Source organism: Shewanella seohaensis (assembly GCF_023283775.1).
Taxonomy (GTDB): Bacteria; Pseudomonadota; Gammaproteobacteria; order Enterobacterales; family Shewanellaceae; genus Shewanella; species Shewanella seohaensis.
In genome coordinates this window covers 47876-70441 of the sequence record NZ_JAKILE010000020.1, presented here as the reverse complement: position 1 = coordinate 70441, position 22566 = coordinate 47876, and the positions used below count along the sequence as shown (strand labels likewise).

The window sequence follows — 22566 nt, the reverse complement described above, 5'->3', positions numbered from 1 at the left end:
CTGCCGCTCGACTTGCATGTGTTAGGCCTGCCGCCAGCGTTCAATCTGAGCCATGATCAAACTCTTCAATTAAAAGTTTTGTGAACCCTAAGGTTCGGCTCAATGAATTCTGAATCGACTTAACTTAATAAGTCGTTGTACATATTGCTATGAACACTCATTCATTGATTTAAATTTTGATTACTCGCCAAACGGCAGAGTAATTTCGATTAACTCAACACCTGTGAGTGTCCACACAGATTTCTTGTTTAGATTGTTAAAGAGCATTTGACCATTCACTTCGCGCTACCGCTCAGCGGGTCAGGGCTGCGTATTCTACGCATTTCCCTTGTCGCGTCAAGGCGTTTTTGCAAACTTCTTGGCGCTTTCGAATCAACTGCACATTTTGCATTCGATTCGCACACACCGCGCTTGCTTTCGCTGTCTGCCGTGTCAGTGGATGCGCATTATAGGCAGCAGAACTTTTTACGCAAGGGCTTTTTGACAGAAAGTTTAGATTAATCATCTAGACGCCTAGATATCCAGCAACATGCATAAAAAAGGGGCTAAACAGCCCCTTTTTGAATGCATTTACTTAACAAAAAACTTACTACGGACTGAAGAAACGCGATTCTTGCTCGACTTCGACTTCTTCACCATCGATATGGGTTTTCACTTTTATCTCGATGTTAGTCACTGAACGCGAAAGTTCGACCGGATCGACCCCGACACTGATAGGTAGAGTTAACACCTCTCCACCCGCAATCGTCACTGAGGTTGGTCCATACCATTTATAGTTGTTGAGGCCTTCAACACTCATGGTGTATTCATGGGCTTGTTCTGTCTTATTGAGAATTTTCAGGGTGAAGGTGTTTTCAATCAGCCCTTGATTGTTTTCTCTGTAGAGTTGGTTACGGTCGCGGATGATATCCATACGCACGGGTGCAATCGTCGCGCTCGCGTAGATAAAGATCAGGATCATGGCGGCCAACACCACGCCATAGCCCACCAGCTTAGGACGTAATACCTTCTCTTTAATACCTTCGAGTTTATTCTCTGTGGTATAGCTAATCAGCCCCAGAGGATATCCCATCCGCTCCATGGTTTGATCACAAGCGTCGATACAGGCGCCGCAGTTAATACATTCATATTGCAAGCCGTTACGAATGTCGATACCCGTTGGGCAAACCTGGACACAGAGGTCGCAGTCGATGCAGTCGCCTAATCCCATTTCTTTCGGGTCGGCTTTGCGTGAACGCGGACCGCGGGTCTCACCGCGTTTAGCGTCGTAACCTACGATATAAGTGTTTTTATCAAACATCGCCGATTGGAAACGGGCATAGGGGCACATATGGATGCACATAATTTCACGCATCCAACCCGCATTACCGTATGTTGCGAAGGTAAAAAACACGACCCAGAAGTAGATTGCGCCAGACGCATTAAGGGTAAAGACATCGACATACACTTCGCGGCTCGGCACAAAATAAGACACAAAGGTCATGGCTGTCAGCAGCGACAGTAAAATCCACGCAGTGTGTTTTGCCGTCTTGCGCCAAAGTTTGTCAAAGTTCCATGGCATTTGATCTAGCTTGATGCGTTTATTACGTGCACCTTCGAGTTTTTCCTCGAACCAAATGAACATAAACGTCCACACGGTTTGCGGGCAGGTATAACCACACCAAACGCGGCCAAGATAGGTTGTCACGAAAAACAGCGCAAAGGCAGCTATCATAAAGAGAGCCGCGAGTAAGGTGAGATCCTGAGGCCAAATGGTGAGGCCAAAGACGTGAAACTTCTGTTCGCCCAGATTGAACCAAACGGCTTGACGGTCTCCCCAAGGGATCCACGGCAGAATAAGGAAGAAGAGCATTGCGACCCAACCCATACGGCGGCGTACGCTACTCCATAATCCATCGATTGCCCGGACATAAATCCGGTTGCGGGGGTTAAAGCGATCAGCCTTATTTTCATCTGGCTGGTGAATCTTAATTCGATTGGTTTTCGAATAGTCCTTGTTATTAGATTCTGCGTTCATCGTGACAGCCTTTTACTGCTTTAATATTGGACGAAAACTGGCTTATTATACCCATATTATTAATGGTTATTCACTTATGTTGGACTAAAAGATGAAAGGTTGGATCATATTAGCGCTCCTGTGTGGTGCATTATATTACTTATACACCGAAACAGACAAATTAGATGCACCTATAGCTAAAACAGAGGAAATGGTTCAGAAGATAGAAAACAAAATGGGTTCGATGACGGGTACCCAAATAATTAAGATCGATCAGAAACGTACTAAGGCTCGAAAAGAGATTTTGGAGCGACTATCGGCTCCTGAAGTCGAAGAATTTAATAAAATCCCACTTACCGAAGACGGTATTGCCGATTTTAAAGACAGCTACTGCGGCACTAAAGCGCCCGAGCACCCCATTTTTAGCCGAGATAACCTGTTTTTTATCTGCGATAACCTCTAATCCCACTTACAGGCAAACGGAATTTTGCAGCCCATCACTAAGCATGACGCTTAGGCGATTGACCAAAGACATGATTCCGCCTAGCCTCTGAACTTCAATTACATAGGCCTTGTATCATGACTAAACCAGTATCAGATATTTTTGATCCCGCACTGTGGGATGAAGTCAGCGGATTTAATTTCGACGATATCACTTACCATAGAGCCAAAGCCCACGGCACAGTGCGTATCGCCATCAACCGTCCAGATTGCCTCAATGCCTTCCGCCCAAAGACGGTCGACGAGTTGTATATCGCCCTCGATCACGCTCGCCAATGGTCCGATGTAGGTTGTGTGTTACTCACAGGCAATGGCCCCTCTGCCAAAGGACAATATTCGTTTTCCTCCGGTGGCGATCAACGTATTCGCGGCAAAGATGGTTATAAATATGAAGGCGCAGAAGAAGGCAAAGCCGATTTAGCCAGAATGGGGCGTTTACATATCCTCGAAGTCCAACGATTGATCCGCTTTATGCCTAAAGTGGTGATCGCCGTCGTGCCGGGTTGGGCGGTGGGTGGCGGCCATAGTTTACACGTTGTCTGCGACTTAACTTTAGCCTCGAAGGAACACGCCGTCTTCAAACAAACCGATCCCGATGTTGCGAGTTTCGATTCTGGCTATGGTAGTGCTTATCTTGCCAAGATGATTGGCCAAAAGCGCGCGCGAGAAATTTTCTTCTGCGGCTTTAACTACAGTGCCGATGAAGCCTTTGCCATGGGAATGGTTAATAAATCGGTTCCCCATGCAGAACTCGAAGTCGAAGCATTAAGATGGGCCAAAGAGATTAACTCCAAATCGCCAACAGCGATGCGTATGTTGAAGTACGGCTTCAACATGACAGACGATGGCATGGTCGGTCAGCAACTGTTTGCGGGTGAAGCGACACGCTTAGCCTATGCCAGCGCAGAAGCTCAAGAAGGGCGCGATGCTTTCCTCGAAAAACGCGATCAGGACTTTTCAGCGTTTCCATGGCATTACTGATCGAAGCTGATTGCCATATAAAGCCCTCATTTGAGGGCTTTATATTTTTTAGCGCTTATAGATAGAAAAAACCGTTTAAACTAATCTCAAAATACGGGTTTAAATTTTAATGAGAATTGTTATCATCTGATCATTCCCAATTGGGGCTTACATTAGAGGATAAGATCATGACTAAGACATTTACTTTTGCCGTATTACATTTCAGCGTCGCCTTCACCGTTACCTATCTATTAACCGGTAGTGTTTTGGTCGGTGGTGCCGTTGCCTTAGTTGAACCCGCAATAAACACTGTAGTGTTTTATTTCCACGATAAAGTGTGGAAGCGTTTCGAAGAAAAAAAGCAAAACGCACTTAATGCTATAACGGCTTAACACTCTTAGCCACCAGCATATACTCTAATAAAGCCCCAATAAAAAACCGCCATTTAGGCGGTTTTTTATGACTTCCGATTTATTCCACCGTCACCGATTTAGCGAGGTTTCGTGGTTGATCCACATCGGTGCCCTTAATTAAGGCAACGTGATACGACAGCAACTGTAATGGGATAGTGTAAATCAGCGGTGCCATAAAGATATCGCAGTGTGGAACAGGGATAACCTTCATGGTCTCGTCAGATTCAAACTCGGCATCCACATCGGCAAAGACATACATTAAACCACCACGGGCACGCACTTCTTCAACGTTAGATTTCAGCTTTTCTAATAATTCGTTGTTTGGCGCGACGACGATGACGGGCATGTCGGCATCAATCAACGCCAGTGGGCCATGTTTCAGCTCACCAGAGGCATACGCCTCAGCATGGATATAAGAGATCTCTTTAAGTTTCAGCGCACCTTCCATCGCAATCGGGTACTGATCGCCACGGCCAAGGAATAAGGCATGGTGTTTGTCGGCAAAATCTTCCGCCAATTCAGCAATCGCATCATCTAAGCCCAATGCTTGCTCCACTTTGGCAGGCATAGACTGTAGGCTTTGAGTGATCTCCGCCTGCATTTGCTCTGACATACCATTATGGCGACCGATCACCGCCGTCAGCATTAACAAACCAGCCAGCTGCACAGTGAAGGCTTTGGTAGAGGCAACGCCAATCTCAGCACCCGCTTTCATCATGTATGCCATGTCAGACTCACGGACTAAGGAAGAGCCAGGAGCGTTACAGATAGTTAGCGTCGCCTTGTAACCCATTTCTTTGGCTAGGCGCATCGCCGCCAGCGTATCGGCAGTCTCGCCGGATTGAGAAATGGTCACCAACAGGCTGTTAGGGAACAAATGCGACTTGCGGTAGCGGAATTCAGAGGCGATTTCGACATTACATGAAACGCCAGCCCAATCCTCTAACCAATAACGCGCCGCCATCCCCGCATGATAACTAGTACCACAGGCAATAATCTGTACGTGTTTAATATCTTTTAAAAACTCTGCGGCGTTATCACCAAAAGCAGTGTCGAGCACTTGCTTGTTAGCGATGCGACCTTCGATAGTGCGCGTCAGTGCCAATGGCTGCTCATAAATCTCTTTGAGCATATAGTGGCGATATTCACCTTTGTCACCAGCATCGTGGGTGATTTCTGATTCTTTAACTTCGCGCTCAACTTTATTGCCATGCACATCGAAAATGCTCACAGTGCGACGAGTCACTTCAGCCACGTCACCTTCTTCTAAAAACGCGAAAGAACGGGTGACAGGCAGCAGCGCCAATTGGTCAGATGCAACGAAATTTTCACCTAAACCAAAACCAATCACTAATGGGCTGCCAGAACGCGCAACGACCATACGCTCGCTATCGCGGCGGTCGATAACCACAGTGCCATAAGCGCCTTCGAGTTGTTTAACCGTGGCTTGCACAGCGGCCAGTAAGGTGTCGTGCGTCTTTAATTCGTGATGAACTAAATGACAAATCACTTCGGTGTCGGTATCAGAGCTGAAGTGATAGCCCAGCTCTTTTAGCATTTCGCGCAGTTTATGATGGTTTTCGATAATGCCATTGTGCACCACGGCAATATCGCCTTCAGATAAATGTGGGTGAGCATTGCGCTCGCTCGGCTCACCATGGGTAGCCCAACGAGTATGTGCAATACCAGTACCGCCCGCTAACGGGTCGGTTTCGAGTGCGGCAGAAAGCTCCTGCACTTTACCCACGCGACGAGTACGATTAAGTTCACCATTGTGGATAACGGCAACACCAGCGGAGTCATATCCACGATATTCTAAACGACGTAAACCTTCGACCAGAATTTCGGCCACATCCCTTTGCGCCACGGCGCCAACGATTCCGCACATAGTTTTTACCTATAAAATAAAAAATAAAAATGAAATTGTTTGAGACATTTGCTTTGGCTTATCACGGGCAAATGCCTAAGGCGAGTAGGGCGCTAAGATGACTTTCACGCCTTGCTCGGTAATTTGGTTAAGGGCGCTCTCTTCGATACGAGCATCGGTAACTAGCACGCTGATTTGCGACCAAGGTAGTTCTAAGTTAGGGATCCGCTTACCAATTTTGTCCGAATCCACCATAACGATCACTTCGCGGGAAACCTCAGCCATCACCTTACTCAAGCCCGTTAGCTCATTAAAGGTGGTGGTGCCGCGCGCTAAATCGATACCGTCAGCACCGATAAAGAGTTGGTCGAAGTTATAGGAGCGTAATACTTGCTCGGCCACTTGCCCCTGAAACGACTCGGAATGCGGATCCCAGGTACCGCCAGTCATCAATAGGGTGGGCTCATTTTCAAGCTCATGAATCGCATTGGCCAAATGCAGGGCATTGGTCATGACCACCAGCCCACGCTTGTGATTCAGCTCGGCGATCAGGCCTGAAGTGGTGGTGCCACTGTCGATGATGATGCGATTGTGATCTTTGATCAGCTGCGCCGCAGCTTTAGCAATGGATAACTTATTAGGGGCAATCTTGGCAGAAAATTGTTGTGTCACTTCATCGGGAATAGCCACAGCACCACCGTAGCGGCGCAGCAATAGTCCGGTTTTTTCAAGTTCTGCCAAGTCTTTACGAATAGTCACTTCTGAGGTTTCGAAACGTAATGACAACTCATCGACACTCACTTCACCCTGTTCATTCAGAATGCTGATAATACTATGACGTCGTTGCTGTGTGTTTCGTTTATTCATAAAACCTTTCAGTTAACTTTCGATTCGAAAGTTATATTATAGAGAAACGAAACATTTTTGCTAGTATTCGAAAGGTGTTTTTAGCGTGAGAGTAATGAAATGGATGAGTTTTTAAAATTAACCTAATGAAAAGCAATAAAAAAGCAGTCCACCTATCAGTGAACTGCTTTAAGGGCGCTAAAACTTAAGCGTAGAAAGTGAAGTTAGAACTTAGCTTCAAGTGCCACACTGAAGTTACGGTCTTGGCCTAGGGTCACCATATTGTATTGGCCGCCATCAATATAATCGGTATCAAACAGGTTTCTCACGTTCGCGCGGATGCTTACGTCTTTACCCATAATATCCATAGTGTAGGCAGCACCAATATCGAAGCGAACATAACCGTCTTTACTGATAGTGTTATCCACGTTTGCAAAACGCTCGCCAACATAGATAGCACCGAAGTTCATTGCAAAGTTATCGGTCACTTCATAACGAGTCCAGATATTCGCCGACCATTCAGGGGCATCGATAGGCGTTTTACCTTCACGCTCATCACCCGTTTGATACTCAGCATCGAGGTACATCATAGATGAAGTCACAAACCAGCTATCGCCTAGCTTACCTTGGGCACCCACTTCAAAGCCGCGGTGCTTTTGCTCACCACCTTGGGTTGTGATATCAGTGAAATCACCGATAGGTGTAGGCAATTTTTCTGAAATAGTAATGTTTTCAAGTGTGATATCAAATACCGCCGCCGTTAATAGCAAGCTGTCGTCAAACAGTTCCCACTTTGTTCCCACTTCATATTGAATGCCGTATTCAGGCTTTAGGTTAAGTTTATTATTGATATCGTATTCGTTATTCACCGCACCTTGCGGGGTGAAGCTTTTTGAGTAGTTAACATAAACACTGCCGTTATCTGTAGGTGAGTAGATCACCCCAAATTTAGGCGATACGGCATAACTGTTTTCACCTTCGCCATCTTTTTTCTGTTCGTCATAACGAACCCCTGCGAGCAATTTCCATTGTTCATTGATGGTCATTAAATCTTGCAGATAGAAGCCGTAGTATTTGTATTCACTTTCAGATTTTGTGCTATCACGATGATAGTCTAAATCTGGTTTTGCTACGGGTTGACCAGGAATAACGGTAATCATCCCTTTGGTTGCTTGATTAACATATCTCTCAATATATTGACCATAATAGTAGTCTAAGTAGTTAGCACCTATAAGGAGTTGGTGCTCCATACCCGCCAATGCAAACTCGCCTGTAAAATCGATATAAGCGGTTTTATGTTGCCAATCATCGTAACGATCGAATGGCTTTATTTTATAACCACTAGTAAATGGATCTTCATTATATTGCGGTGCAGAATCGAAACGCTGGCGATTAAACTGTTGATCGTTATAACCCAGTTTAACTTTCCAATCGTCATTCATATGCCAAGTTAAATCGGCACCTAAGTTTGAAACAGTGTTATCGGTAAAGGCCCAAGGCGCATCCCAGATGGTTTTACGTTGGCCGACAACATTGCCTTGCTTATCTAACCAACTGCCAGCATCAATACCGGTTTTATCTTGGGTATGGTCGTATTTCAGTGACAATAACAAATCATCACTGATATCAAATTCTAGGTTCAAATAACCTAACCAACGATCACGCTCTTGGTTTTCATCGGTCGTTGAATATTCACGCCAGTATTTAGTGTCTTGTTTGACTAACACACCGCGGTAACGAATGCTTTGAGCCTCGTTTAAGCTGCCACCAGCGTCTAACTGGGCGCGGGTAGAGCCGTAACCGTCGGTATCAAACCCTAAGTTAAGCATAGAATCGTAGGTGGGCTTCTTGGTGACCATATTCACCAAACCGCCAGGTCCAGATTGGCCATACAACATGCTCGAAGGGCCTTTCAGCACTTCGACTTGTTGCAGGGTTTCGATAGGTTGAACATAGTGGGACCATTGCTGGTGGCCGTTGATCAGATAACCGTTGCCCGAATCTAATTCAAAACCACGAATACTGAAGACTTGGCGGTTCCAACGAGTGGTTCCTGCCGTTACGCTCGAGTCATTAACTAAGACTTCCGCAAGGTTAGTCGCTAATTGCTCATCGGTCACAAAGTCGGGGATAACATTTACAGATTGTGGTGTATCCATTAAATCGATATCACCACGCATAGCACCGGATGCACTGCCGACTTTATAGTCGTTAAATGTACGGCCAGTCACATTAATGCGCTCAATGTTCTCATCATTTGGCGCTTCAGCCATAACAGGCATCGCCATTAATGCAGACCCTACGGCCAAACCAACCACTGAATATTTAAATACCATTGCCAACACCTCAAGTAGACCTTTCGTCTTAGAATTGCAGGCAATATAAATAAGAATTGTTTTTATTTAACTATCTTTACACGAATTTACAATCTAGCGTGACTTGGATCAACTTTGAATAAAAACAATGAATTAGCCATAACACCGCAGCCTTAATTGAACATTAATTTAGTTAATTTTTACTTGGTGGGGATTTTTAGCTTTGACAAAAAAGACATAAAGCGGCAATAAGCCGCTTTATGTTTACTGGGTACAGCGCCGTTATTTCTTAATTTTTACCGGACGTTGCCAGCCAGTCAGATGTTTTTGCTTAACACGGGTGATCACTAGCTCATCCTCACCCACGTCACGGGTAATGGTTGACCCCGCACCGAGCGTCGCGCCTTTACCAATGGTCACCGGCGCCACCAGCTGAGTATCACTCCCCACAAACACATTATCTCCAATCACGGTTAAGTGTTTATTGGCACCATCGTAATTACAGGTAATAGTGCCAGCACCAATATTCACACCCGCACCGATTTGCGCATCGCCCAAATAGGCTAAGTGACCCGCCTTAGAACCCACACCTAAAACAGCTTTTTTCATCTCAACAAAGTTGCCGATATGGGCATCTTGCATTAACTCGGCACCTGGGCGTAAACGCGCAAAAGGCCCCGCACTGGCGGCAACGCCCAGCTTAGCGCCTTCGATAATTGAGTAAGGTTTGATCTCGGCATTGTCGGCAATTTCACAATCGATAAGAATCGCACCAGCACCGATGCTGACATTATTACCAATCACCACTTTACCTTCGAAAATCACGTTCACATCGACCATCACATCCATACCCACGGTAACTTCACCACGGATATCGATACGGCTTGGGTCACGCAGATTAGCACCAGCAATCATCAACTTTTCGGCTTCACGGGCCTGATAAGCGCGCTCCAGTTGTGCAAGCTGCACACGGTTATTGGCACCTTCCACCTCAATGGCTGATTGTGGCTGAGCGGTATTAATCTCAACGCCATCGGTGTGGGCCATGGCGATAATATCAGTCAGGTAGTATTCACCCTGAGCATTGTTATTCGATAGGCGGCCAAGCCAGGTTTTTAATGCCTTACCCGGCACCGCCATTATGCCGGTATTGATTTCATTGATGGCTAACTGTTCAGCATTGGCATCCTTTTGCTCGACAATACCGACAACCTTGCCTTGCTCGCGCACAATACGGCCATAGCCAGTTGGATTGGTTAGATTGACGGTTAAAATCGCCACGCCCTGATCAGGACGCGCAGCAAGCAGAGCCTCGAGGGTTGAAGCTTGGATTAACGGCACATCACCGTAAAGGATCAGCACAGTGTCATTATCATCGATATTGGGAATCGCCTGAGCGACCGCATGGCCTGTGCCTAACTGCTCGGCTTGCAACATCCAATTTAATTGCTGCTCACCCAGTGCGGATTTTAATTTGTCGGCGCCATAGCCGTACACTAATTGAATGGCATCGCTGCCGATACTGTGGGCGGTATCGATAACATGCTGCACCATGCTCTTGTGGGCGATAGGATGTAATACCTTGGGAAGATCCGAGCGCATGCGAGTTCCTTTTCCTGCCGCTAAGATCACTACATTTAATGCCATTGCCATATCCTTGATTAACATCCCAAAGGGATAAACTGAGCTCGATTTAATGGCGCAATTTTAACGGAAAGGCGCAGCAAAGCGAAAGGCAGAACTCAAAACACAGCGAAAAAACCAACAAAAAAGGCGGGTATCTTTCGATAACCGCCTTTTATCACAAACAATAACCTTTATCTGGCAATGTTTTTCTTGATGGTTTCAACAACACGTAATTGAGCCATTGCTTTCGCTAACTCAACCATAGCGGCGTCATAATTGAAGTCCGCACCCGCAGTCGCCATATGGGCTTCTGCACGACGCTTGGCTTCTAATGCTGCCTGCTCATCAATATCTTTGGCACGCATAACCACATCAGCCAACACAGAAACAGAAGAAGGTTGTACTTCCAGTAAACCACCAGAAAGATAAAACACTTCTTCGCTGCCGTCTTGTTTGACGATGCGCGCCATGCCAGGTTTGATATAGCTTAACAGTGGAGCGTGGCCATGCATGATGCCCAACTCACCTTCAGAACCGGTCACTTGTAGGCTAGCTACGCGACCTGAGAAGATGCTGCTCTCTGCGCTTACTATATCAAGCTGTACTGTCATGGCTGCCATCCCGTTCTCCTTAAAAAACTAAGTATGACTACTTAGTTATTTCTTTTTGTTAGCTTTCTCGACAGCTTCGTCGATAGAACCAACCATGTAGAACGCTTGTTCTGGAATGTGGTCGAACTCACCACTCAGAATTCCCTTGAAGCCACGGATAGTGTCTTTCAGAGATACGTACTTACCAGGAGAACCAGTAAAGACTTCTGCTACGTGGAAAGGCTGAGACAAGAAACGCTCAATCTTACGTGCACGGGAAACGGTCATCTTATCTTCGTCTGACAGTTCGTCCATACCGAGAATCGCAATAATGTCTTTCAGCTCTTTGTAGCGTTGCAGAACAGTTTGTACACCGTTAGCTACGTCATAGTGCTCTTGACCAACTACTAATGGATCTAATTGACGAGAAGTAGAATCCAGTGGGTCAACCGCTGGGTAAATACCCAGAGAAGCGATTTGACGTGACAATACAACAGTCGCATCTAAGTGAGCGAAGGTTGTTGCTGGTGACGGGTCAGTCAAGTCGTCCGCAGGTACGTATACCGCTTGTACAGAGGTAATAGAACCAGTCTTAGTTGAAGTAATACGCTCTTGCAGAACGCCCATTTCTTCAGCCAGAGTTGGTTGGTAACCTACTGCAGAAGGCATACGACCTAACAGTGCTGATACTTCAGTACCGGCTAGGGTGTAACGGTAGATGTTGTCAACGAACAACAGAACGTCACGACCTTCGTCACGGAATTTTTCAGCCATAGTCAGACCGGTCAGTGCTACACGCAGACGGTTTCCTGGTGGCTCGTTCATTTGACCATATACCATGGCTACTTTGTCGAGAACGCCAGAATCCTTCATCTCGTAGTAGAAGTCGTTACCCTCACGAGTACGCTCACCTACACCGGCGAATACAGAAAGACCTGAGTGAGCTTTAGCGATGTTGTTGATCAGTTCCATCATGTTAACTGTCTTACCAACACCCGCACCACCGAACAGACCTACTTTACCACCCTTAGCGAATGGACATACAAGGTCGATAACCTTGATACCAGTCTCTAACAGTTCAGTCGTGTTTGATTGATCTTCGTATGAAGGAGCGCTGCGGTGAATAACATAACGTTCTTCTTCGCCAATTGCGCCAGCTTCATCAATAGGCTCGCCTAAAACGTTCATGATACGGCCAAGAGTGGCGGTACCAACAGGAACAGAAATAGGTGAACCTGAGTTTACTACCTCAAGACCACGACGCAGACCATCAGAAGTACCCATAGCGATGGTACGAACTACACCACCACCTAGTTGTTGCTGAACTTCCAGCACCAAACCATTACAGGAGCCTTCACCTGTGATCTTCAGAGCGTCATATACCTGAGGTACGGCATCTTGTGGAAACTCTACGTCCACAACCGCGCCAATCACTTGGACAACAGTACCTGTGCTCATGATTAATCCTCTAAAACTTGTATTCGTTACCTAACCTAAACCGCAGAGGCACCAGAAACAATTTCCGACAGTTCCTGCGTAATCGCAGCCTGACGAGCCTTGTTATAGACCAATTGCAAATCGTCAATCAGTGTACCTGCGTTGTCTGTTGCCGCCTTCATTGCCACCATACGGGCAGCCTGTTCAGAAGCAATGTTTTCAACAACACCTTGGTAAACCTGAGATTCTACATAACGAACCAATAAGGTATCCAAAAGGGCTTTTGGATCTGGCTCGTAGATATAGTCCCAACGATGAGCAACCTCATCATCTTCCGATTTAGGCAAAGGTAGCAGCTGCTCGATCACAGGAGTCTGCGTCATAGTGTTTACAAACTTGTTGAACACTACGTACAGACGATCCAGTTTGCCTTCGTTGTAAGCATCTAGCATCACACGTACTGTCCCGATCAGGTCAGCGAGCTTTGGCGCATCGCCTAAACCTGAAGCATGGGCAGATACCTGACCGCCAAAGCTTTTGAAAAACTGAACACTACGAGCACCAATTGGGCAAAATTCAAATTCTGCACCTTGCTCTTTCCAGCTTTTCACGTCTGCCACAACCTTTTTAAAGAGGTTGACGTTCAGACCACCACAAAGGCCACGGTCGGTTGCTACAACAATGTAACCAACCCGCTTAGCCTCTCTCACCTCTAAGTAGGGGTGTTTATACTCGAGAGAACCTTGCGCGACGTGACCGATCACCTTACGCATGCTTTCCGCGTATGGACGGCTTGCAGCCATGCGGTCCTGCGCTCTGCGCATTTTGCTGGCTGCCACCATTTCCATGGCGGACGTGATCTTCTGAGTGTTTTTCACACTCGCGATCTTGGTTTTAATCTCTTTAGCGCCGGCCATCTCTACTCTCCAATCTGGACCTGAGGTGCCTTAAGACACCTCTATCATTGTTACCAGGTTTGGGTTGCTACGAACTTGTCGAGGCCAGCTTTTAATTCAGCTTCGATATCGGCGTTATAATCGCCAGTCTCGTTGATAAGCTTGATTAAAGCAGCATGCTCGCTGTTCATGTACGAGAGCAGAGAGGCTTCGAAATCACCGACTTTGTTCAGCTCAACGCCCTTCAGGTAACCTTTTTCAGCTGCGAAAATTGACACAGCTTGAGCGGCTACGCTCATAGGAGCATATTGTTTTTGCTTCATCAGTTCGGTAACACGCACACCATGCTCAAGTTGAGCACGAGTTGCATCGTCTAAGTCAGATGCAAACTGTGAGAACGCAGCAAGTTCACGATACTGTGCTAGAGCGGTACGGATACCACCAGACAGTTTCTTGATGATCTTAGTCTGAGCCGCACCACCAACACGAGAAACAGAAATACCTGGGTTAACCGCTGGACGTAAGCCAGAGTTAAACAGATCGGTCTCAAGGAAGATCTGACCGTCAGTAATAGAAATTACGTTGGTCGGTACGAATGCAGATACGTCACCCGCCTGAGTTTCAATAATAGGCAGCGCGGTTAAAGAACCGGTTTGACCTGTTACAGCACCCTTAGTGAACTTTTCTACATATTCTTCGTTTACGCGTGAAGCACGCTCTAATAAACGAGAGTGTAGATAGAATACGTCACCAGGATAAGCTTCACGGCCTGGTGGACGCTTCAGTAGTAACGAGATCTGACGGTAAGCAACTGCTTGCTTAGACAGGTCATCGTATACGATCAGAGCATCTTCACCGCGGTCGCGGAAGTATTCACCCATAGCACAACCAGAGTATGGTGCTAAGTATTGCAGTGCCGCAGCTTCAGAAGCTGTTGCAACTACAACGATAGTGTTCGCTAATGCACCGTGCTCTTCTAACTTGCGTACTACGTTAGCAATAGTAGAAGCCTTTTGGCCTACAGCTACGTACACACATTTGATGCCAGAATCGCGCTGGTTGATGATTGCGTCGATCGCCATAGCTGTTTTACCAGTTTGACGGTCGCCAATGATCAATTCACGTTGGCCACGACCGATTGGGATCATAGCGTCAACGGCTTTATAACCAGTTTGAACTGGTTGATCTACTGACTTACGCTCGATAACACCTGGTGCGATCACTTCAACAGGAGAGAAACCATCGTTGTCGATAGCGCCTTTTCCGTCAATTGGTTCACCCAGAGTGTTAACTACACGGCCTAATAGGCCGCGACCGACTGGAACTTCCAGAATACGGCCAGTAGTTTTAACTTTTACGCCCTCTGCTAAATCAGCATAAGGACCCATTACTACGGCACCGACAGAATCACGTTCAAGGTTCAACGCGATTGCAAAACGGCTACCAGGCAGTTCGATCATTTCACCTTGCATCACATCGGCCAGGCCGTGGATGCGGATAATGCCGTCACTAACCGCAACGATAGTACCTTCGTTACGAGATTCGCTAACGACTTCGAACTGCTCGATCCGCTGCTTAATCAGATCGCTGATTTCAGTGGAATTCAGTTGCATGCTCAAACTCCCAATTACGACTGCAGCTTTTCAGACAGACGCGATAACTTACCGCGGACAGAGCCATCAATGACTAAGTCACCTGCCTTAATAATTACACCGGCGATGAGCGCGGCGTCAGTGCTGCAATTCAGCTTAACTTTGCGTGCGAGACGTTTCTCTAAAGAATTACTGATCTGCTGCTGTTGTTCAGAGCTGAGCTCAGCTGCAGAAACCACATCGGCTTCCACTTCTTTTGCCCACTCATTACGGTATTGAGCAAAAAGCTCAGATACAGCAGGTAGTACCTTTAAGCGACCGTTTTCAGCCATTACCTTTATCAAGTTCTGACCTTGCTCATTGATTTGCTCACCACACACACTAATAAAGAGTGCGGCAAGTTTAGTACTGGCTAAAGAGCCAGTTAGCAGTGGCTGCATGGTTTCGTTTTCACTAACCAGTGCGGCAAACGTGAGCATTTCTGCCCAGGTATCCACTGCATTGTGTTCAACAGCAATGTCAAAAGCTGCCTTTGCGTAAGGGCGAGCGATGGTGGTTAATTCAGCCATAACTCAAACTCCCTTATCAAATTTCAGCGACTAGTTTATTAACTATGTCACTGTGGGCGGCTGGATCAATAGAACGCTCAAGGATCTTCTCAGCACCCATGATGGCAAGAGTAGCAACCTGCTTACGCAGATCCTCTTTCACGCGATTACGTTCAGCTTCAATTTCTGCTTTACCCTGAGCGATGATTTTTGCACGCTCAGCGTCTGCTTCGGCTTTAGCTTCTTCAACTATTTGAGCTTTACGCTTGTTAGCTTGCTCAATAATTTCGTTAGCAGTCACCTTGGCTTCTTTTAGTTGGTCAGTCGCTTTCGCTTGAGCCAACTCTAGGTCTTTTACCGCACGATCAGCATCAGCTAGACCGTCAGCAATCCTTTTTTGGCGCGCTTCGATGGCATTCATCAAAGGGGGCCATACAAACTTCATGCAGAACCACACGAAGATGATAAAGGCGACCGTCTGACCGATTAGGGTAGCGTTGAAATTCACAACAGCCTCCTATTTAGAGTTAAGACAGAAGCGTTTTCTTACAGCATTGCACCCAGCGGGTTGGTGAACAGCATAAATAATGCGATACCAACACCGATCATTGTTACGGCGTCTAACAGACCCGCTACGATGAACATTTTAACTTGCAGCATAGGAGCCATTTCTGGTTGACGCGCAGCGCCTTCCAGGAACTTACCACCTAATAAGCCGAAACCGATTGCAGTACCAAGAGCACCCATACCAATCAGCAGAGCAACAGCGATAGCTGTCATGCCTAAAATCGTTTCCATCTGTATCTCCAGTATCTAAAATCTAAATCTAATTAGTTGATGATTTAGTTTAAAATTTCTTCAGCAATCCTTAATGATCTTCATGCGCCATGCTTAAGTAAACAATGGTCAACATCATGAAGATAAACGCCTGCAGCGTGATAACCAAAATGTGGAAAATTAACCAACCTAGTTGCAGAGTCACACCCAGGGAAGATAATAACAAGTTGGTACCATACATCAGCGCAATAAGGATGAAGATCAACTCACCTGCGTACAAGTTACCGAATAGACGCAATGCCAATGAAATTGGCTTAGCAACTAAAGTAACTGTCTCTAATAGGAGGTTGACGGGTATCATTGCCTTATGGTTAAAGGGCTGTAGCGTCAGTTCTTTAACAAAACCAGACACGCCTTTGACCTTAATGCTGTAGTAAATAATCAGCACAAACACACCGATAGCTAAGCTGAAGGTGATGTTTACGTCAGTTGTCGGAACCACTTTCAAGTATGGAACGCCCGCTAAACTTGCTAACCAAGGCAGCCAGTCAACAGGAAGCATATCCATGAAGTTCATCATGAATACCCATACAAAAATGGTCAGAGCTAAAGGCGCGATCAGGGCATTGCGGCCATGAAAACTTTCTTTCACGCTGTTATCAACGAACTCAACGATCATCTCGATAAAGCATTGCAGCTTACCGGGAACCCCTGAAGTCGCTTTTTTACCAACACTACGGAAAATCCACAGGAACAGAACACCAAGACCAACCGAAAAGAACAACGAATCAATGTGCCATGTCCAGAAACCTTCACCAACATGTAAGTTGGTAAGGTGATGCTGGATATAGCCCTGCGGTGTTAACGCTTCACCAGGTGCAGCCATGATTCATCCCACTTAACTTTGCTTGAAGTATAAAGGAGCTGTCCAATGCACTATTAACGTCAGCACATAACAAACAAAAAGCGGCAAAAATGCCACCTCAAGCTTGCTAAACACCAATGAAAACATTGCGATGGTTAACAGCAACTTTACCGCTTCCCCCCAGTAAAAAGTTTTTATCACTTTTGCTGCTGAACTTGCTCCCGTATGAGAGAAAGCGAGGGTTGCGAATACAAAATTAGGGAGCACAGCAATTGAACCACCTGCTAACGCAGAATAGCCAAACTGAACTCCCCACACGACGAAAAAGAGAATTGAAGCACCCCCAGCCACCGCCGCCTGCATCATCACCAATTTATAGGCTGACCACCGGCCACGACGCGCTAAAACCTTACTCAACTCATCCTCTCCGCATTCATACTTTTTGTTTCGATGACCGGATGACAAATATCCGTATTTTTGTCGATGCACAAAAAGCTTGCGAAAGTATACCTTTTCACGCCTTCATTGCAACTTTGAGATAAGGAAAAACAGCACTTTTAACGTGATATAGCGCCAAAACAGTCAAAATCCAAAATTAACATATGTCACAAATTTACATTAAAAACTGTTAATCTACAGACATTAACGAATTTTGCTAAGAATTCCGTCTAATTCAGCCAGATTCTGATAGTTAATTACAATTTTACCCTTACCCTTACTGCTATGAGCGATCGAAACCTTAGCACCTAATCTTTCAATTAACTGCTGCTCTAAACGACAAACATCTTGATCTTTAGTCGTAGTTTCGACGGGTTTGGGCGGATTTAAGGTTTGATTAATCAATCGTTCAGTTTCGCGAACGGTTAATTCCTTGGCAGCCACTAATCTCGCCAGATTTGTTTGTTCTTCACCCTCAATTGCGAGCAAAGCGCGTGCATGGCCCATATCAATGTCACCATACTCGAGTAAACGCTTAACCGGTTCATTTAACCCGTTTAACCGTAACAAGTTAGATACACTCGCGCGAGATTTTCCCACAACATCGGCAACCTGTTGGTGAGTCAGCTCAAATTCTTGCATCAAACGTTGTAATGCAATAGCTTCTTCCATGGCATTTAAGTCTTCACGTTGAATGTTTTCAATCAACGCAATGGCAACCGCCGCTTCATCGGGAACCGGTTTAACGATACAAGGGATTTTTTCCACACCCGCCAATTGGGATGCGCGCCAACGGCGCTCACCGGCGATGATTTCATACTGGCTATCGCTAACAGGACGCACCACAATCGGCTGAATAATGCCTTGATTGCGGATGGAATGGGCGAGTTCTTCTAACGCCTCGGGAGACATGTCCTTACGAGGTTGGTATTTACCCGGTTGTAGCAGGTCGAGATCCAGATGAATAAGTTCTTCTTTTTTATCGATAACAACCACTTCTTCCGTGTGTTTTTTACTCGCGGCGTGGCTGTTACTCAGTAAAGCATCTAAGCCCTTACCTAACCCTCTTTTCTTTAACGTCATGGTTATCCTTTACGCTCGCTTAGCCTGAGTTTTCTGTTCGGAACGGCGGATCATCTCACCCGCTAACGCCAAATATGCTTTAGCCCCCGCACTCGATTTGTCGTAGTACATGGCAGGTGCGCCAAAGCTCGGCGCCTCGGCCAAACGCACATTACGTGGGATCACAGTGCGATAAACCTTATCACCGAAATGCTGTTTTAGCTGATCGGACACATCATTTGACAGGCGATTACGCGGGTCATACATGGTCCGCAAAATCCCTTCAATCCCCAAACCAGGATTCACCACCGCCGCTAATTTGGTGATGGTATCAATCAAGGCGGTTAACCCTTCCAGTGCAAAATACTCACACTGCATTGGTACTAGCACGGAATCCGCCGCCGACATGGCATTAACCGTCAACATGTTGAGCGAAGGCGGGCAATCGATAAAGATATAATCGTATTGATCTTTTATCGGTGCGAGCGCATTACGTAACCGCACTTCACGGGCAAAGAACTCCATGAGTTTAATTTCTGCCGCGGTCACATCGCCGTTACTGGCAATCAGATCGTATTTCCCTGTGGTGTCTTTAACTACAATCTCATCGAAGGGCTTTTCTTCAACCAGCAGTTCGTAAGCCGTGTTTTCGACTTCGTATTTATCGACACCGCTGCCCATGGTGGCATTGCCCTGAGGATCGAGATCGATCAGCAGCACTTTACGCTTAGTCGCGGCTAAAGAGGCGGCTAAGTTGACACAAGTTGTTGTTTTCCCTACGCCACCTTTCTGGTTGGCCACGGCAATTACTTTACCCACAATGTCACCCTGTATGTAAATTCTGGTTTATTGCCTACTTAAAAATCCATGCGAAATGAGGAGCTTTAAGCCTGTTATTCTTTGATTATTTTGAGTAAATGTCTTTGCTCATCGAGTCTAGGCACTTGCAGTTCGATGGTTTCGGTCACCACAAATCCAGCGGGGATTTGTTGCATCTCTTCATCACTCAGTTGTCCCTTGAGCGCATAAAATTGTCCATGCTCGGCAGGCAAGTGATGGCACCATGTCAACATATCATGGATTGAGGCAAAGGCGCGGCTGAGCACTCCATCGAACTTTTGCTCGGGTTGATAGGCCTCGACTCGGCTCTCTATCGAACTAATATTGTGGATCCCGAGTTCAAAGGCCACTTGCTTTTGAAAACGGATACGTTTGCCTAAGCTATCGAGCAGCACAAAGGTTTTATCTGGATTCATAATCGCTAAAGGAATGCCGGGAAGACCTGGGCCAGTACCTACATCGATAAAGCGCTCACCCTGCAAATGGGGCGACACCACTAAGCTGTCCATGATATGGCGGACAAGCATCGCCTCAGGATCTCTGACCGAGGTTAAGTTATAGGCTTTATTCCATTTGTTGAGCATACCAACAAAATCAAGCAGTTGTTTTTTCTGCTCAGCCGTGGCGGGCAGATTAATTTCGGCTAAATAGGCCTCTAACTGGGCAGATAACACTGAACAACCTCAATAAAGATACGATTATAAACTCGCTGGCTATTATGAAGCCCTGAAACGTCGAAGGGAAGCCTGAATGCTTCCCTTCTGCGACCAAACTGGCGATTAAGCTAGCTTTTACGCGCTCTTGCGTAATAAACCGCGTTTTTTCAGATGCACCAGCAGAATTGAAATCGCCGCCGGAGTGATACCTGAAATACGCGATGCTTGGCCAATGGTTTCGGGCTTATGGCTATTTAACTTAGCAATAACCTCATTTGAAAGCCCCGGAACCTCTTTGTAATCAAGGTTCAATGGCAGACCAGTGTTCTCATTGCGTACCGCTTTGTTGATCTCTTCCTGCTGACGTTGGATATAGCCAGAGTACTTCACTTGGATCTGTACTTGCTCGGCAGCGAGTGGATCGGCAAGTCCTGGACCAAAGCCTTCAATCTGCATCAACTTGCTGTAATCCATTTCTGGACGACGCAGCAACTCTTCAAACGACGCTTCACGGGAGATCGGCGTGTTTAAATGCGGATTTAACACTGGCACCAATGGTGAATTTGGATGGATCCATTGGCTACGTAGACGTTGCAGTTCTAACTCGATCGATTCCATTTTTTCACTGAAAGAGGCCCAGCGAGCATCATCCACCAGACCCAGTTCACGACCTTTTGCGGTTAAACGCAGATCGGCGTTGTCTTCACGCAGCAATAGGCGGTATTCGGCGCGGCTGGTAAACATACGGTAGGGTTCTTTAGTCCCTAAGGTTGATAAATCGTCAACCAATACACCTATGTAGGCTTCATCACGGCGAGGGCACCAAGCTTCTTTGCCCTGAACCTGCAATGCAGCATTCATCCCCGCGAGTAAACCTTGGGCACCAGCTTCTTCGTAACCCGTGGTACCATTGATTTGGCCAGCGAAGAACAAACCATTGATAGTTTTGGTTTCTAACGAGTTTTTGAGATCCCTTGGATCGAAATAGTCGTACTCAATCGCATAACCAGGGCGAACAATCTCAGCATTTTCCATACCTTGGATCGAACGAACCAAATTTAACTGCACATCGAAAGGCAAGCTGGTGGAAATACCGTTAGGGTAGATCTCGTTGGTGTTTAAGCCTTCGGGTTCGATAAAGATCTGGTGCGATGATTTATCTGAAAAACGATGGATCTTGTCTTCGATAGAAGGGCAGTAACGTGGACCAATCCCCTCGATCACGCCTGAATACATAGGGCTGCGATCTAAGCCACCACGAATAATATCGTGTGTCTTTTCATTGGTATGGGTGATCCAACAAGAAATTTGTTTCGGGTGATGGTTCACATCGCCCATAAACGACATCACAGGTAATGGCGTATCGCCTTTCTGCTCTGTCATTTGGGTAAAATCGATGGTGTTGGCGTCGATACGCGGTGGCGTACCGGTTTTTAAGCGGCCAACACGGATTGGCAACTCGCGTAAACGGTGGGCGAGTGCGATAGATGGCGGATCGCCAGCACGACCACCACTGTAGTTTTCTAAACCAATGTGAATTTTACCACTGAGGAAAGTCCCCGCGGTTAAGACCACTGCAGGCGCTTCGAAGGCTAAGCCCATTTGGGTCACTACGCCGACTACGCGATCGTTCTCAACAACCAGATCATCTACGGCTTGTTGGAAAATACGTAAGTTGGCTTGGTTTTGCAGAATATTTTGGATCTTCTGACGATACAAAGCGCGATCAGCCTGAGCACGAGTCGCTCTTACTGCTGGGCCTTTGCTTGAGTTTAGGGTTCTAAATTGGATCCCTGCATAGTCGGTTGCGATCGCCATTGCACCGCCTAACGCATCGATTTCTTTTACCAGATGACCTTTGCCAATACCGCCGATCGCAGGGTTACATGACATTTGCCCTAAAGTATCAAGATTATGCGTCAGCAATAATGTCTTAGAGCCCATTCTTGCTGCAGCCAATGCGGCTTCAGTTCCGGCATGACCACCACCTACAACAATAACATCAAACCGTTCATGAAAATGCATGACCCTACCTTTAGTAACTTAAGAGACCCAACGTGAGCCGATCATTTTAGCATTTGCTTTGAATGAGGTGAATGATCATTTTTAGAAAATGGATCCATAGGATCGGGACTAATAGATCTTAAGATCTTTATATAGATCTTCTTACTATGTTTACTATTAGGATCGCACTTTCCTGTGGGTAAGCTTATTTTCTTATTTATATCAAAGAGTAACGAGATTTCATTCTTGTGATCTAGCCGAGATCTACTGCCAGAAAAGGTGGGGATAGATCGGCTATTTATCCACAAGGGGGATCTTTAAGCAGATCAGGTTGTGA

Annotated in this window: 21 protein-coding genes and 1 rRNA gene; 3 read left to right on the top strand and 19 right to left on the bottom strand. The window is 46.3% G+C overall.

The features are described 5' to 3' along the window. Together L2713_RS19210 and ccoG are read right to left on the bottom strand one after the other, a co-directional pair. Positions 1-72 (bottom strand): 16S ribosomal RNA (locus tag L2713_RS19210); the annotation flags it as partial. Between the two features lie 517 nt (positions 73-589). Beyond that, the gene (gene ccoG, locus L2713_RS19205) at positions 590-2017 is read right to left on the bottom strand and encodes a cytochrome c oxidase accessory protein CcoG (protein ID WP_086903501.1); all 1428 of its coding nucleotides are present in this window, start codon (positions 2015-2017) and stop codon (positions 590-592) included. Between the two features lie 91 nt (positions 2018-2108). On the opposite strand from ccoG, the gene L2713_RS19200 reads away from it, so the two are divergent. The 3 genes from L2713_RS19200 to L2713_RS19190 all read left to right on the top strand — a co-directional run bounded on the left by L2713_RS19200 (position 2109) and on the right by L2713_RS19190 (position 3849). Beyond that, positions 2109-2459, top strand: a complete 351-nt coding sequence (locus L2713_RS19200) for a hypothetical protein (RefSeq protein ID WP_086903502.1) — start codon at positions 2109-2111, stop codon at positions 2457-2459. A 116-nt stretch (positions 2460-2575) separates the two neighbouring features. Further along, entirely contained in the window at positions 2576-3478 is a 903-nt protein-coding gene (locus tag L2713_RS19195) for a 1,4-dihydroxy-2-naphthoyl-CoA synthase (RefSeq protein WP_011627707.1), read from the top strand. A gap of 167 nt (positions 3479-3645) precedes the next feature. Further along, positions 3646-3849, top strand: coding sequence for a DUF2061 domain-containing protein (locus L2713_RS19190; RefSeq protein ID WP_011627708.1), 204 nt, complete (start codon positions 3646-3648; stop codon positions 3847-3849). 79 nt (positions 3850-3928) lie between these two features. Here the strand turns inward: L2713_RS19190 and glmS are convergent, their stop codons facing one another. The 17 genes from glmS to mnmG form a co-directional block, all read right to left on the bottom strand. After that, a complete protein-coding gene (glmS, locus tag L2713_RS19185; RefSeq protein WP_248968974.1) occupies positions 3929-5758 on the bottom strand; it encodes a glutamine--fructose-6-phosphate transaminase (isomerizing) in 1830 nt (609 codons plus the stop codon). Positions 5759-5833: 75 nt separating this feature from the next. After that, on the bottom strand, positions 5834-6604 hold the full coding sequence (locus L2713_RS19180; protein ID WP_011627710.1) for a DeoR/GlpR family DNA-binding transcription regulator: 771 nt from the start codon (positions 6602-6604) through the stop codon (positions 5834-5836). A 203-nt stretch (positions 6605-6807) separates the two neighbouring features. Next, positions 6808-8919, bottom strand: coding sequence for a TonB-dependent receptor (locus tag L2713_RS19175; RefSeq protein WP_248968973.1), 2112 nt, complete (start codon positions 8917-8919; stop codon positions 6808-6810). A gap of 261 nt (positions 8920-9180) precedes the next feature. After that, positions 9181-10545 (bottom strand): bifunctional UDP-N-acetylglucosamine diphosphorylase/glucosamine-1-phosphate N-acetyltransferase GlmU, encoded by a 1365-nt coding sequence (glmU, locus tag L2713_RS19170; RefSeq protein ID WP_248968972.1) that lies wholly within the window; start codon positions 10543-10545, stop codon positions 9181-9183. Between the two features lie 170 nt (positions 10546-10715). Then, a complete protein-coding gene (locus L2713_RS19165; protein WP_011624645.1) occupies positions 10716-11144 on the bottom strand; it encodes a F0F1 ATP synthase subunit epsilon in 429 nt (142 codons plus the stop codon). Between the two features lie 36 nt (positions 11145-11180). Beyond that, on the bottom strand, positions 11181-12572 hold the full coding sequence (gene atpD, locus L2713_RS19160) for a F0F1 ATP synthase subunit beta (RefSeq protein ID WP_248968971.1): 1392 nt from the start codon (positions 12570-12572) through the stop codon (positions 11181-11183). Between the two features lie 35 nt (positions 12573-12607). Then, positions 12608-13468 (bottom strand): F0F1 ATP synthase subunit gamma, encoded by an 861-nt coding sequence (gene atpG / locus L2713_RS19155; RefSeq protein WP_011624647.1) that lies wholly within the window; start codon positions 13466-13468, stop codon positions 12608-12610. A gap of 50 nt (positions 13469-13518) precedes the next feature. After that, positions 13519-15060, bottom strand: coding sequence for a F0F1 ATP synthase subunit alpha (atpA, locus tag L2713_RS19150; protein ID WP_248968970.1), 1542 nt, complete (start codon positions 15058-15060; stop codon positions 13519-13521). Between the two features lie 14 nt (positions 15061-15074). Continuing rightward, entirely contained in the window at positions 15075-15608 is a 534-nt protein-coding gene (gene atpH, locus L2713_RS19145) for a F0F1 ATP synthase subunit delta (RefSeq protein ID WP_086903508.1), read from the bottom strand. A gap of 16 nt (positions 15609-15624) precedes the next feature. Continuing rightward, entirely contained in the window at positions 15625-16095 is a 471-nt protein-coding gene (gene atpF, locus L2713_RS19140) for a F0F1 ATP synthase subunit B (protein ID WP_011624650.1), read from the bottom strand. 38 nt (positions 16096-16133) lie between these two features. Further along, on the bottom strand, positions 16134-16385 hold the full coding sequence (gene atpE / locus L2713_RS19135; protein WP_006083840.1) for a F0F1 ATP synthase subunit C: 252 nt from the start codon (positions 16383-16385) through the stop codon (positions 16134-16136). A gap of 70 nt (positions 16386-16455) precedes the next feature. Further along, on the bottom strand, positions 16456-17250 hold the full coding sequence (atpB, locus tag L2713_RS19130; protein WP_011718837.1) for a F0F1 ATP synthase subunit A: 795 nt from the start codon (positions 17248-17250) through the stop codon (positions 16456-16458). A gap of 12 nt (positions 17251-17262) precedes the next feature. Next, complete coding sequence (locus tag L2713_RS19125; protein ID WP_011718838.1) at positions 17263-17646, bottom strand: ATP synthase subunit I; 384 nt, start codon at positions 17644-17646, stop codon at positions 17263-17265. A gap of 225 nt (positions 17647-17871) precedes the next feature. Beyond that, a complete protein-coding gene (locus L2713_RS19120; RefSeq protein ID WP_208660886.1) occupies positions 17872-18750 on the bottom strand; it encodes a ParB/RepB/Spo0J family partition protein in 879 nt (292 codons plus the stop codon). A 9-nt stretch (positions 18751-18759) separates the two neighbouring features. Then, positions 18760-19548, bottom strand: coding sequence for a ParA family protein (locus L2713_RS19115; protein WP_011718840.1), 789 nt, complete (start codon positions 19546-19548; stop codon positions 18760-18762). A 74-nt stretch (positions 19549-19622) separates the two neighbouring features. Further along, positions 19623-20243 carry a 16S rRNA (guanine(527)-N(7))-methyltransferase RsmG gene (gene rsmG, locus L2713_RS19110; RefSeq protein ID WP_023266056.1) on the bottom strand — a complete coding sequence of 207 codons (621 nt, stop codon included), beginning with the start codon at positions 20241-20243 and terminating at the stop codon, positions 19623-19625. Positions 20244-20360: 117 nt separating this feature from the next. Next, positions 20361-22250, bottom strand: coding sequence for a tRNA uridine-5-carboxymethylaminomethyl(34) synthesis enzyme MnmG (gene mnmG, locus L2713_RS19105; protein ID WP_248968969.1), 1890 nt, complete (start codon positions 22248-22250; stop codon positions 20361-20363). Positions 22251-22566 lie beyond the last annotated feature (316 nt).

Coding starts and splice junctions, on each gene's coding strand:
- glmU (WP_248968972.1), bottom strand. CDS start 10,545: ATGGCATTAAATGTAGTGATCTTAGCGGCAGGAAAAGGAACTCGCATG.
- L2713_RS19165 (WP_011624645.1), bottom strand. CDS start 11,144: ATGGCAGCCATGACAGTACAGCTTGATATAGTAAGCGCAGAGAGCAGC.
- L2713_RS19200 (WP_086903502.1), top strand. CDS start 2,109: ATGAAAGGTTGGATCATATTAGCGCTCCTGTGTGGTGCATTATATTAC.
- L2713_RS19190 (WP_011627708.1), top strand. CDS start 3,646: ATGACTAAGACATTTACTTTTGCCGTATTACATTTCAGCGTCGCCTTC.
- L2713_RS19195 (WP_011627707.1), top strand. CDS start 2,576: ATGACTAAACCAGTATCAGATATTTTTGATCCCGCACTGTGGGATGAA.
- atpE (WP_006083840.1), bottom strand. CDS start 16,385: ATGGAAACGATTTTAGGCATGACAGCTATCGCTGTTGCTCTGCTGATT.
- atpG (WP_011624647.1), bottom strand. CDS start 13,468: ATGGCCGGCGCTAAAGAGATTAAAACCAAGATCGCGAGTGTGAAAAAC.
- atpH (WP_086903508.1), bottom strand. CDS start 15,608: ATGGCTGAATTAACCACCATCGCTCGCCCTTACGCAAAGGCAGCTTTT.
- L2713_RS19180 (WP_011627710.1), bottom strand. CDS start 6,604: ATGAATAAACGAAACACACAGCAACGACGTCATAGTATTATCAGCATT.
- L2713_RS19120 (WP_208660886.1), bottom strand. CDS start 18,750: ATGACGTTAAAGAAAAGAGGGTTAGGTAAGGGCTTAGATGCTTTACTG.
- mnmG (WP_248968969.1), bottom strand. CDS start 22,250: ATGCATTTTCATGAACGGTTTGATGTTATTGTTGTAGGTGGTGGTCAT.
- atpB (WP_011718837.1), bottom strand. CDS start 17,250: ATGGCTGCACCTGGTGAAGCGTTAACACCGCAGGGCTATATCCAGCAT.
- atpA (WP_248968970.1), bottom strand. CDS start 15,060: ATGCAACTGAATTCCACTGAAATCAGCGATCTGATTAAGCAGCGGATC.
- L2713_RS19175 (WP_248968973.1), bottom strand. CDS start 8,919: ATGGTATTTAAATATTCAGTGGTTGGTTTGGCCGTAGGGTCTGCATTA.
- ccoG (WP_086903501.1), bottom strand. CDS start 2,017: ATGAACGCAGAATCTAATAACAAGGACTATTCGAAAACCAATCGAATT.
- glmS (WP_248968974.1), bottom strand. CDS start 5,758: ATGTGCGGAATCGTTGGCGCCGTGGCGCAAAGGGATGTGGCCGAAATT.
- atpD (WP_248968971.1), bottom strand. CDS start 12,572: ATGAGCACAGGTACTGTTGTCCAAGTGATTGGCGCGGTTGTGGACGTA.